Source organism: Edaphobacter sp. (assembly GCF_035763405.1).
Taxonomy (GTDB): Bacteria; Acidobacteriota; Terriglobia; order Terriglobales; family Acidobacteriaceae; genus Edaphobacter.
Map to the genome: position 1 here is coordinate 1 of NZ_DASUBE010000017.1, position 11,081 is coordinate 11,081.

At 60.0% G+C, this 11,081-nt stretch carries 12 protein-coding genes and 1 pseudogene; 8 read left to right on the forward strand and 5 right to left on the reverse strand.

Annotation, left to right across the window (positions count from 1 at the left end; all coding sequences use genetic code 11):
* Positions 1-767 (reverse strand): AMP-binding protein (locus tag VFU66_RS01890; protein ID WP_326444535.1); only part of this gene is annotated, 767 nt, incomplete at its 3' end.
* Positions 768-898: 131 nt separating this feature from the next.
* Between VFU66_RS01890 and VFU66_RS01895 the strand changes: the two genes are divergently transcribed.
* On the forward strand, positions 899-1,087 hold the full coding sequence (locus tag VFU66_RS01895; RefSeq protein ID WP_326444536.1) for a hypothetical protein: 189 nt from the start codon (positions 899-901) through the stop codon (positions 1,085-1,087).
* Positions 1,088-1,093: 6 nt separating this feature from the next.
* On the opposite strand, the gene VFU66_RS01900 is transcribed toward VFU66_RS01895, so the two are convergent.
* Both VFU66_RS01900 and galE read right to left on the reverse strand, forming a co-directional pair.
* Positions 1,094-1,672, reverse strand: a complete 579-nt coding sequence (locus VFU66_RS01900; RefSeq protein WP_326444537.1) for a DUF421 domain-containing protein — start codon at positions 1,670-1,672, stop codon at positions 1,094-1,096.
* A gap of 168 nt (positions 1,673-1,840) precedes the next feature.
* Positions 1,841-2,809 (reverse strand): UDP-glucose 4-epimerase GalE, encoded by a 969-nt coding sequence (gene galE / locus VFU66_RS01905; protein ID WP_326444538.1) that lies wholly within the window; start codon positions 2,807-2,809, stop codon positions 1,841-1,843.
* A gap of 383 nt (positions 2,810-3,192) precedes the next feature.
* On the opposite strand from galE, the gene VFU66_RS01910 reads away from it, so the two are divergent.
* The 3 genes from VFU66_RS01910 (at position 3,193) to VFU66_RS01920 (ending at position 7,091) form a co-directional block, all read left to right on the forward strand.
* The gene (locus tag VFU66_RS01910) at positions 3,193-4,287 is read left to right on the forward strand and encodes a TonB family protein (RefSeq protein ID WP_326444539.1); all 1,095 of its coding nucleotides are present in this window, start codon (positions 3,193-3,195) and stop codon (positions 4,285-4,287) included.
* A 92-nt stretch (positions 4,288-4,379) separates the two neighbouring features.
* Positions 4,380-6,272 carry a hypothetical protein gene (locus VFU66_RS01915; RefSeq protein WP_326444540.1) on the forward strand — a complete coding sequence of 631 codons (1,893 nt, stop codon included), beginning with the start codon at positions 4,380-4,382 and terminating at the stop codon, positions 6,270-6,272.
* A 276-nt stretch (positions 6,273-6,548) separates the two neighbouring features.
* The gene (locus tag VFU66_RS01920; protein WP_326444541.1) at positions 6,549-7,091 is read left to right on the forward strand and encodes a putative outer membrane beta-barrel protein; all 543 of its coding nucleotides are present in this window, start codon (positions 6,549-6,551) and stop codon (positions 7,089-7,091) included.
* 54 nt (positions 7,092-7,145) lie between these two features.
* Here VFU66_RS01920 and VFU66_RS01925 read toward each other — a convergent pair whose 3' ends face one another.
* Together VFU66_RS01925 and VFU66_RS01930 are read right to left on the reverse strand one after the other, a co-directional pair.
* Positions 7,146-8,138 (reverse strand): ATP-grasp domain-containing protein, encoded by a 993-nt coding sequence (locus tag VFU66_RS01925; protein ID WP_326444542.1) that lies wholly within the window; start codon positions 8,136-8,138, stop codon positions 7,146-7,148.
* Positions 8,139-8,174: 36 nt separating this feature from the next.
* A complete protein-coding gene (locus VFU66_RS01930; protein ID WP_326444543.1) occupies positions 8,175-8,885 on the reverse strand; it encodes an esterase family protein in 711 nt (236 codons plus the stop codon).
* Between the two features lie 207 nt (positions 8,886-9,092).
* On the opposite strand from VFU66_RS01930, the gene rpsP reads away from it, so the two are divergent.
* The 4 genes and pseudogenes from rpsP to VFU66_RS01950 form a co-directional block, all read left to right on the forward strand.
* Entirely contained in the window at positions 9,093-9,344 is a 252-nt protein-coding gene (rpsP, locus tag VFU66_RS01935; protein ID WP_326444544.1) for a 30S ribosomal protein S16, read from the forward strand.
* A 281-nt stretch (positions 9,345-9,625) separates the two neighbouring features.
* Positions 9,626-9,928 carry a KH domain-containing protein gene (locus tag VFU66_RS01940; protein WP_326444545.1) on the forward strand — a complete coding sequence of 101 codons (303 nt, stop codon included), beginning with the start codon at positions 9,626-9,628 and terminating at the stop codon, positions 9,926-9,928.
* Between the two features lie 67 nt (positions 9,929-9,995).
* The gene (gene rimM / locus VFU66_RS01945) at positions 9,996-10,619 is read left to right on the forward strand and encodes a ribosome maturation factor RimM (RefSeq protein ID WP_326444546.1); all 624 of its coding nucleotides are present in this window, start codon (positions 9,996-9,998) and stop codon (positions 10,617-10,619) included.
* 44 nt (positions 10,620-10,663) lie between these two features.
* A pseudogene (locus VFU66_RS01950) lies at positions 10,664-11,081 on the forward strand (hypothetical protein); the annotation flags it as partial.

Consider the following 11,081-nt stretch of genomic DNA (forward strand, 5'->3'; position numbering starts at 1 on the left):
CACTCCTTCGAGGCGGTCAACATCGCCTCGTCCCACCAGAGGTCGCGGCCTTCCTTCATCTCGACGGGCGTGCCGGAGCGGCGGTAGACCACGACATGCTTCACCGTGGGGCACTTTTCGAGCGCCTGGTCCACAATCGACTTCAGCTTCACCTCACCGCCGCGACGGTAGCTGGAGTCCTGCGTCAAGACGGCCACGCAGCCGGAGTCATTCACTCGGTCGGAGATGGCGTGCGCGGCAAATCCGCCGAAGATGACCGAGTGAATTGCGCCAATGCGCGCGCAGGCCAGCAGCGCGATCGCCAGTTCCGGACACATGCCCATGTAGATGGCCACACGGTCGCCGCGTTTGATGCCGAGTCCCTTCAGCACATTAGCGAATCGTTGCACCTCGTCGTGGAGGTCGGCGTAGGTCAGCCGACGCACTTCGCCCGGCTCGCCCTCCCACAGGATGGCTACCTTATCTTTGCGCGCGCCCAAGGCATGACGGTCCACGCAGTTGTGCGAGAGGTTCAGCTTGCCCCCGACGAACCATTTCGTATGCTGTGCCTCGCCGTCGATCACCTTCGTCCAGGGCTGGAACCAGTCGAGTTCCTTCGCGGCCTCGGCCCAGAACTGCTCCGGCTGCTCGACACTGCGGCGGTACATGGCCTCGTACTCACCCAGGCTCTTTACATGCGCCTGCCCCGCAAACTCGGCGGGCGGCTGAAACACCCGGTTTTCTCTCAGGCTTGAATCAAGGTTCCTGCTCTCTTCCAACGTGGCCACGCACTACCCTCCGTGAACAAATCAATGCAATTTTTCCACCCACCAAAAGGTACGCTATCGGCACAAACAGGGGCAACCCGCGCGTACTTCCGTTTCGCCAGATGCAACGCCACGCGATAGACTCGATTGAGATGAGCGCCTACCTTCCGGCCATCTTCGGCTTTCTGTTCGGCTTCGGCTTTGGCGTAGGCTGCGCGCTGGCCGTCATGTACTCGATCTATCTTGGCGGCTATCGCGCGGCCCTCCGCGATGCGCGGCTCCCCACGCCGCCGGAGCGGTATCGCCGCGCGCTTGAAAAGATCTCCTCGTCGCAGGGATGAGCGCCGTCAACCCCGGCCCGCCGCCAGTTCCACACGCATCTGCCGCACCTCGCCGGTCAGCGACTCAATCGCTTGCAGCATCGCGGCGCGCTGCGCGTCGTCGCTCATCGATTTGATGCCCTCAGCGTAGAAGTTTCCATTCGGCTCCAGCACCAGCTTTTCGACCTCCTCGAAGCTGTCGAAACCCTGCCTGTGCAGCACGGAGCGCAGCTCCAGATCGGTCAACGCCTCCTTCTTCGCCGCTGCCCAATCGACCACGCCATGTCGTACCAGCACGGTCACGTCGCCTTCGAGCGCGTCACTCAGCTTCGGCGCATGGAACAGCACCCGGGTCAGCAGCCAGTTGATGACCAGCAGCGAAAGTGCCCCGATGATGCCTCCCGAGACCGAGTTGTCGTCGCCGATCATCGCGTTCTGCACGGTGTTGGACAGGCTCAGCAGCACGACCAGGTCGAACGGGTTCAACTGCGCCAGCTCGCGCTTGCCGAAGATGCGCAGAAACACCACCAGGACCAGGTACACGATCATCGGGCGGAGAATCTTCTCAAGCACCGGCAACTGAAGAAAGAACATGCTATGGATCAAGACGGCCTCCTTGTTCACGGCAGGTTGCACCTATAACCTTAGCGCGTCAACCGGGAGGCCATCTGGACTGCTCTCAACTTCAGCGAACAGCGGATTCCTTCGCTGCGCTGCAAAATGGAAATGCAAAAGGGGCGAAATGGAAATACAAGAAGCAGGTTCGTGGGGTTCTCAGGCATAACGCTTCTGGTGCCACTCCCACGCGCTTGCGACGATCTTGTCCAGTTCGGCGAACTTCGGCTTCCATCCCAGTTCAGCCTTAATCTTCTCGGAGCTGGCCACCAGCACCGCCGGGTCGCCCGGGCGGCGCGGGCACTCTTCGACCTGGATAGGCCTGCCTGTCACCCTCCGCGCCGACTCGATGACCTCGCGCACAGTAAAACCCTGCCCGTTGCCGATGTTGTAGATGACCCTGCTCCGCTGTTCGAGCGCACCGAGAGCGAGCAGGTGTGCCTCCGCCAGGTCTTCGACGTGGATGTAGTCGCGGATGCAGGTGCCGTCGTGCGTGGGGTAGTCCTGGCCGAAGATTTTGATCTTCTCCCTGCGGCCAAGCGCCACGTCGAGAATCAGCGGAATCAGGTGCGACTCCGGCTCATGCGCTTCACCGTAGCCTGCGATCGCACCGGCGACGTTGAAGTATCGCAGGCTCGCGTAGCGAAGCCCGTGAATTGCGTTCATCCACCCAAGCATCTGCTCGACCAGCAACTTGCTTTCGCCGTAGGGATTAGTCGGCTTCAGCCTGGCATCTTCGAGGATTGGCGTACTCTCAGGCTCGCCATAGCAGGCGGCGGTCGAGCTGAAGACCAGGCGGTCGTGTCCGGTCGCCAGCATGGCTTCCAGCAGGGTCAGGCTGGCAACGGTGTTGTTACGGAAATAAATCTCGGGCCGCACCATGCTCTCACCGGCTTCGATGAGAGCAGCAAAGTGCATGATGCCGTCAAAACGTTTTTCGCGGAGCGTCTTCTCCAGAAGGGTGCGATCAGCCACGTCGCCTTCTACGAACTTTGCCTGATGAGGAACAGCTAATCTTCTGCTGTGACAGAGGTTGTCGTACACAGTGACATCATGCCCACGAGAGAGCAGAAGACGAGCTACGGTGCCCCCGATATAACCCGCTCCACCACTGACTAAAACCTTCATTGAATCACTCCTTTAGGTACTCTTCTTGGATACCACAAAAGTACTAGTGTCAAGCACATACGCATACGGCAATATACTTGCAGTAAGTGACGAGCTGCGTCGCTGCACATGAACTGATTCAGCGATTTCAAGGTGCATGGCCCAGCTACAACCTTTTCCGTTGTTCTCAACGTCTGTTTATAGAAGCTAAGCGATGACCAGGATTGCGAATCTCATCGTGAATGGTTTCATCGAGGATCCCAGGCCCAGTTCAGGCACCTCGACCGCGCTCCGGCAATCCACTCGGAGTCAAACCCTCCCCTCTCACTGGTTCCTGTCCTCTGCCGACAGGACTGGTCGGATCTTTCCGTCCCGCATGCTCCGGGACGCTTCAAGGAATTTCCATGGCTAAGCCGCTGCGCAGTGACAACCCTAACCCGCCTGATGTGCAATTTGCTCACTTCGGCGTGCTCAACGACGGCAGCCAGAGCAAGGCTTCGCTGTTTACCTCCATCACGGTCAACATTACCGTTGCGATCGTCATCTGCATTCTGGGCGCTGCGGCCAAAAAACACATGGACAATGTGCGGCTCACGCACCTCACCGAGCCGATTCCTCTGAAGAAGACCGAGCCCGAACAGCCCAAGCCCAAGATTATTCCCAAACCGCTTCCGAAGCCTCCCGTACTGAAGGTGGAAGCTCCCAAGATTAAGGTGGCTGAAGTCAAGCTGCCGGACGTGCCCAAGCCGCCAGAAATTAAGATGACGCAGCCCGTGCCGGTTGTGCTTCCGGCGCCTCCCAAGCTCGTGCAGCCACCTCCAGCCCCGCGCGTGGTCAACCTTGCGCAGGCGCAGGCCGCCTCGGTGGTTAACAACTCTGCGCATCCGTCGGCCGTTTCGCTTGGCCAGACGAACAATCCCATCGCGCCTTCGAACCGGCCAGCCATGTCGGCTGTGAACCTCGGCCAGCGCGGAATGGCTGGAATGCCGTCGTCGAACAACGGCATGGGCCCGCGGTCCACTGTTGTCAATCTTGGTTCCGGCTCGGCCGGCAGCCAGAACATGAACGGCCGCGACAACGCTCGCAATGAGGTTCGTGGCGTCAGACTCGGCGTGGCCGGTGGAACAGGTCCGCTGAACTCCCGCGGTCGCGTTGCCGGCCCAGTCAACCTCGGCCAGGTTACGCCGCCGCCGATGCCTCATCCCTCGGCCCCAACCGCATCGGTGGGACATCCGCCTAGAGTCCTTTACAAGCCCAAGCCGGAGTACACGGCTGAAGCCACCAAGCTTCATATCGAAGGAGTTGTATCAGTACGGATTCGGGTCTCGTCTACAGGTGTCGTGCAGGTTCTTGGCGTCACCAGCGATCTCGGTCACGGACTCGGCGAGTCTGCCGTCCGCGCCGTCGAAGGTACTCGCTTTTCACCGGCCACCGACGCCTCCGGTCGCGCAATCGACTGGGAAGGTGTTGTCAATGTTGCGTTCCAACTGGCCGGCTAACGAAACTTGCTGCGTCAGAAGCTGTTTTATGCAATAGCATCAAGTCCATTATTACGGGTTGACCCAAAGGGTCGCCGCAGGAGTAAGCAATCATGAACCTCGGGAAACAGTCCACGGCCGGTTTGGCACTGGCACTTTTCATCGCAGCCTCCCTCCCTGCTCATGCAGGCGTGGGCCTCCCGCACATCGGCAAGAAGAAGCACCAGGAAGACGTCTTGCCCGCGCGCAAGCTGACCGCCGGCCAGAATGCGCTGATCGACAAGGCCATCGCACGCGAGAAGGTCGTCATTACGACGGTCAAGCAGCGCGCTCCGCTCGTCGAAACCTACATCCAGAACATGAAGCCCGATCCGCTGATGGGCCAGGTGCCCGAGTCGGACCAGCACTTCCTCGGTCGCGTCGATTTCAACAAGGTCATCGGCGACAGTACCTACACGGCCGACAAGAAGGTGGGCTTCTTCAAGCAATCGACCTCGTTCATTACGGGCCTTGGCAGCAGCCTGCACCTGAACTTTCACCAGGCCGGCTTCGTGCAGATGCTACTGATGGACTCGAATGACTTCGACCGCCAGCACTACGTCTTCAGCTACGTGCGTAACGACTTCCTGGGCAATACTCCGACGGCCGTCTTCGACGTAACACCGATTCCCGGCAAGCCCTCGCGCGGGCGCTTCTTCGGACGCATCTGGATCGAAACCAAAGGCGGCAATGTCGTCCGCTTCAACGGCGACTTCTCCGGCTCCGAGAAGGAGTACAGCGAGTATTACCACTTTGACAGTTGGCGCACCAACGTGCAGCCCGACCTGTGGCTGCCCACCTCCTTCTATGTTGAAGAGAGCGACCCCAAGAGCGCAACGCGCACCCTGAAGTTCAAGGCCATCAACCACGTCTGGGGCTATGTGCTCAAGGTGCCTGCGGCTGACTCTGAGAATACGTCGATGGATGTGGTCGGCGCGACCGACGTCAGCAACGACGCGCAGGACGTAAGCCCGCTCGGCGCGCAGCGTGCCTGGGTCCAGCAGGCGGAGGACAATGTCATCAACCGCCTCTTCCAAGCCGGTCTGCTTGACGCTCCCAGTGACTTCGACAATACCCTTGCGGCATTGGCCAACAACATTCTGGCCTATAACAACATCACTCTCTCGCGGCCCATCAAGGTGCGCACCCTGCTAACCGAACCGCTCGAGTCGCTTGCAGTAGGCAACACGATCATCATCTCCAAGGGCCTGCTCGACACGACCGGCGTGATCTCGTCAGACGGCTCACAGCAGATGGGCAACCTGAACGCCATCCTGGCTTTCCAGATCGCCCACATCGTGCTTGGCCACCGGCTCGACACGCGCTACGCCTTCAATGACCGTCTTCTCTTCCCCACAACTTCGGTCTTTGATCGCATCCCCATGCACCATACGGATGCGGACAACGAATCTGCGGCGAAGGAGGCAATGAAGCTGCTCAGCGTCAAGGAACTGGAGGGCGGCGAGAAGTACTTCGGCCTCTACCTCCAGCAGCTCCAGCAGCGCGCAGCGGCGCTCAAGTCGCTGGAAGAGCCGATGATCGGCGATGGACTGACCCGGAGCGACAACGACCAGACCTTCTGGATGTCGGCCATGTTGCCCAAGGGCGAGAAGCTCGACATGAAGGACATGAAGCAGCAGGCGGCCATGCCGCTGTCCAGCTTCATGCGCATGGATCCCTGGACGGACCAGGTTGTTGTACTCCACACAGCCTATGAGCCGCTACTGGCACCGTCCGACAAGATGCCGTTTGAAGTGGCGCCTGTTTATCTGAAGCTGAGCTACTATAAGGCTCCTGATGCTCCGGCAGCACCGGCACCGACTGCAGCGGCTGATACTCAGGGCGCGGCACAGCAGGGGGCCCCGGCAGCAGCCGCTCCAGCAGCGGACGCCCAGGGAACCGCGCAGCCTGCTCCAGCCGGCAACGCCGCGGCTCCAGCAGCCGCATCGACCCAACCGCAGAACTAGTTTCGCCTGACTGTACGGGGCTGGTCGCTTACACCAGTCCCGTACTTTTTGTTTTTGCATCTAACTTCTTCAGGAAGCGACAACGCTCTCGAAGATGTCTTCGGTTGTATGGCAAACCTCATCCGTTGGCTTCTTCCCTGCGGCTCGTGCTCAAGATTGCAACCGCGCAAAGTTTCCTGCTTCCGTAACCAGCCACGTCCGTTACGATGTCTTCCATAGCTTCACGAAATCAGGTCCGCAGCCGATGACTTCATCAGGCCAACTCAGGAGATGTGTTTGCTGAAAAAAATTGCCATCATCGCCTGCCTGCTCTGCGGGACAGTAGCACTCCATGCGCAGGCGACCGCAACCGCCTCCCGGTCTCGAGACCTCAAAATCGGTGGCGGCTTCACCATGGCAAACGCCGACTATAGCGGGCGATACCAAGGCGGCATGGCCTTCTTCACCTATGACTTCAACTACCATGTGGGCATCGAAGGCAACTTTCATTTTGTCAAAGGCGGTGGCAATGCAGGTCTCTACGAAAAGACCTACGAGATCGGCGGACGCTACTTCTGGAACTTCCGCGATAACAAGCTGTCTCCCTACGTCAAGGGCATGTATGGGCGCGGCGTCTTCAACTTCCCTGCCTACGTCCCCAATGGCCCACATCCCAATCTTGCCTACAACCTGATGGCTGGTGGCGTAGGGCTCGATTACAAGGCACTCCCCTACCTCTACGTCCGGGGAGACTTCGAGTACCAGCACTGGTTCGGCTTCCCACCGAACGGCCTGACGCCTACCTTGTTCTCCGTCGGCGTCGCGTACCACTTCCGCTAGTTGCGCTCTCGCAACGACGCGCGTCTTTCACAGCCGGACGATGATTTGCTCACGCTACCGGGAGGCTCCCCGTTTTGCTGCTTTCTTTTGTCTGGGAAGACGCTTTTTCGGCAATGTCTGATTGAGAAGCGACGACCAGCGCATCCGAGGATGGGCCGCGCGCGAGGCCTGTGCCTTACGCACGGCAAGTCTGGCGACCGAGTCCACAATCCAGTCGAAGCTGGCCTGGCCGACCGTGTGGAGATCGGCATCCGGCGCCGGGTTCATGAAATCGATGGCGTAAGGGATGCCGTCTTCGACGGCGAACTCCACCGTGTTGAGGTCGTAGCCGAGAGCGCGGCAGAGCGTGCGGGCGTCGCGCTCGATGCGCCGCAGAAGCCTCTTCTCGCATGCCGGAGGGCCGGGCAGATAGCGATGCTCATGCGGGCGGCGTGGATCGTAGGGCATCACGAGCACCTCGGACTGGCCGACGACGAAGCAACGAAAGTATTGCTCGAAATCGACCGCGCTCTGGAGCATCATGCAGAGATCCCGAGACTGGTCGTAGGCGCGGAAGAACTCCTCGGACGAGTGGACATGGTGGACATCGCGCCAGCCTCCGCCGTTGTGCGGCTTGAGAAAAGCGGGAAAGCCGATGTGCGCGAAGATGCCCTCCCAGTCGAGCGGATATTGCAGGTTGCGCAGTGCGCGGTCAGAGACCTCGAGCGGGAGCTGCTTGTGCGGCAGCAGCACCGTGCGTGGCACAGCCACGCCTAGCTTTGCCGCGAGGCCATAGTTGAGGAACTTGTCGTCGGCCGACCACCAGAAGGGGTTGTTGATGACCTGCGTGCCCGAGAGAGCAGCGTTTTTCAGGTAGGCGCGATAGAAGGGCAGGTCGTGCGAGATGCGATCGATGATAACGGCGTAACCGGTCGGCTCTGCCATCCTGGCCTCGCCCAGGTGGACAAACTCGGCGTGAATGCCTTCCATCTCGAATGCATTGATCTTGTCCACCAGGGCGCTGGGAAAGGTGTTCTCCACCCCGAAGAGGACGCCGATTTTTTTCACTGAACGCTCCATAGCCGTCTTCTGTCCGCTCCGTCTTTAAAGATAGGTCTGCAACATCTTCCGCCACCAGGGCCAGCCGTGATCTGCGCCATCGCCCCAGACATCGAAGCGAACGGGGATGTCTTTGCCCCACATCAGGTGGGCGAGTCTTTCATTGTCATCACAGCACTGGTCGGCGGCACCTATGGCGAAAGTGTACGTGTTATGGCGGAAACGGTTGAGATACCACGGATCGGTGAGGTTGGGAAGATAGTGGAGTGGAAGGTGGAAGTAGGCATCCTGGCCCATGTAGCCGTTGAGGAAGATGGACGGGTCAAACGCTCCGCCCAGCGAGAGGACCGCCGAGACGATCTCCGGGTGGCGAAGTGCGAGATTGACTGCGTGGTAGCCGCCGAAGCTGCACCCGATAGCCGCCAGTCCGGAAACGCCGTTTTGCTGATGGACGAAGTGAATCGCCTCGTCGAGGAGATAACGTTCGTACTGGAGATGGCGCCCGATACGCCAGCGCGGAGCGGCGTTGCGGTTGTACCAGCTTTCTGCGTCCACCGAATCGACGCAGAAGAGCTGGACGCGACCCTCTTCGAGCTTTCCTGCGATGGCGGCGACCATGCCGTTGTCCTCGAAGTCGAAGAAGCGCCCGCAGGATGTGGGAAAGACGAGTGTGGGGGTGCCGGCGTGCCCGAAGACAAGCAGCTCCATCTCGCGTGCGAGTGCGGGCGAGAACCATTTGTAATATTCGCGTCTCATGCAGGCTGGTTACGGATGTACCCGTAGTGTACCGGAGGCCGTTCCGGGCCTGTCCGGAGATTTTGGGGCTGGGAAGGATTGCGAAAACCGTCAGTTTCCGCGATACTTAGGTATTGGGACATGTCTGTCTTGCCGCCAGCCAAGGAAGGCTGGAGCGTGCTGCGACGGCGCCCACACTACGAGTTTTGAAAGGCATTCCCTGTGTTAATGATCCGTCTGGCGCGCGTAGGAGCGCGTAAGCAACCTCACTATCGCATTGTGGTCATCGAAAAGGACCGTGCCCGCAATGGCCGCTCGGTTGAGGTTGTAGGCACATACAATCCGCGGACAAACCCTGCGTCGGTTGAACTGAAGCGCGACCGCATTGAATACTGGACCAAAAATGGCGCGCGCCTGTCGGACCGCGTCGAGAAGCTCCTGGCGCAGGCCCCTGCGACTCAGGAAACGGCTGCGGCCTAGTTACCAGACCCAATCTTTGGGAACTTGCAGAAGGTTCCCAAAGATTGCTGGCATTTCAGGTTCCCTCTCTCGATTCCAGCAGAACCGCTCACGTAGACTCCATGGTGTTACACCCTCTTGACAGATGGGTGTAAAGTGGAGGCGTTCCGGGGGTTAGCCCGACGCTTCTCCATGATTCACTGTTTCGCTCGCTTTGGCACGCCTTGGAAGACTCCCGCATAAGACGGGACATACAGGTTGGGCAGGAGTGCTGCACTGTGATTTCCCAGGAGGATTTGTTGATGACCCAGGCCATGGAGTTCGAGGCAGGAGACGAGCCCGCAAAGGACGATATGACAGGACTCGTGATTGAAATTGCGCGCGCCCTGGTGGACAACCCCGAAAGCGTCGTTGTGGAGGCGCTGCACGACGGGGATGCAACGGTACTACGTCTGCACGTGGCTCCGTCCGATGTAGGCAAGGTAATTGGAAAGCAAGGCCGGACGGCGCGCTCGCTGCGCACGATCCTGAGCGCAGCCAGCATGAAGCTGAAGCATCGCTATGCGCTCGACATCGTGGAAGAGGGCAAGCAGGCCGCTTCCTGATGCAGGCACTACTTCTCCGCATGACGCAAAGCCAAACCTTCGGCGCTGGCGCGAGTCATTACGCCTGATGAGTACGAGTTCCCTATCTTGGGTTGTGCTGGCCCATCTGCTACGCCCGCAAGGTCGCAAAGGCGAGCTGTTGGCTGAACTGCTGACGGATTTTCCCGAAAAGTTCGAAGAGCGAAAGCACGTGTTTCTGGCACCAGCAGGCTTTGCTGGCGACGAGGCAGCGGCGCGTCCGGCCGAGGTGCTGGCTCATTGGCTTCCCGTAGGAAAAAATGAAGGGCGCATTGTGCTCCAGTTCGCCGGGGTGGATTCGATCTCCGCGGCAGAGGCGCTGGCAGGAATGGATGTGCTGGTGCCACGCGGAGAGCGAGTTGCGCTGGAAGATGGCGCTGCCTACATCAGCGAATTGGCCGGATGCACCGTGTATGACGACGCGGCCCCGATTGGGACCGTGACCGACGTGCAGTTTGCCACGACGCCCGATGGCGCACGCCGTCTGGAAGATGCGGCCTCGCTGCTTGTAGTAAAGACGGCTGATGATGACGAGGTGCTGGTGCCGTTTGCCAAGGCGTTTCTGCTTAGCGTGGATATTGCGGCGAAGCGGATTGAGATGAAGTTGCCCGAGGGGCTGCTTGACGTGAACCGCAACGCCGGCACAAAGAGCGAGCGAGAGTCGCGCGAATAAATACAGCAGCCGGATACACTGGCTGTGACGCTCTTCAGGCTGCCATGCGCTTCGACATCATCACGATCTTTCCCGGGTTCTTCAGCGGTCCGCTGGACTATGGCGTGCTGAAGCGCGCCTGCGCGGCTGGACTGGTCGAGGTTCGCACGCACGATCTGCGCGGCTTTACACACGACCGTCACCGCACGGTGGACGACCGTCCGTTTGGCGGCGGCGAAGGCATGGTGCTGAAACCGGAACCGCTGGCCGAGGCGCTCGAGTCCCTGGGAATCAAGCCACGATCAGAGCGCGCCTCCGCCGGTGAAGTGGCTTCGAACGGGCACGACTTCAGTCGTGGCGCAACCGCCGAAATGGAGTCCGGGGCTTCAGCCCCTGCGGGTACGCGCGTCATCCTGCTTTCCGCGCAGGGCCGCCCCTTCACCCAGGCCGGGGCGCGCGAACTATGTCGGCTCGACCGCATCG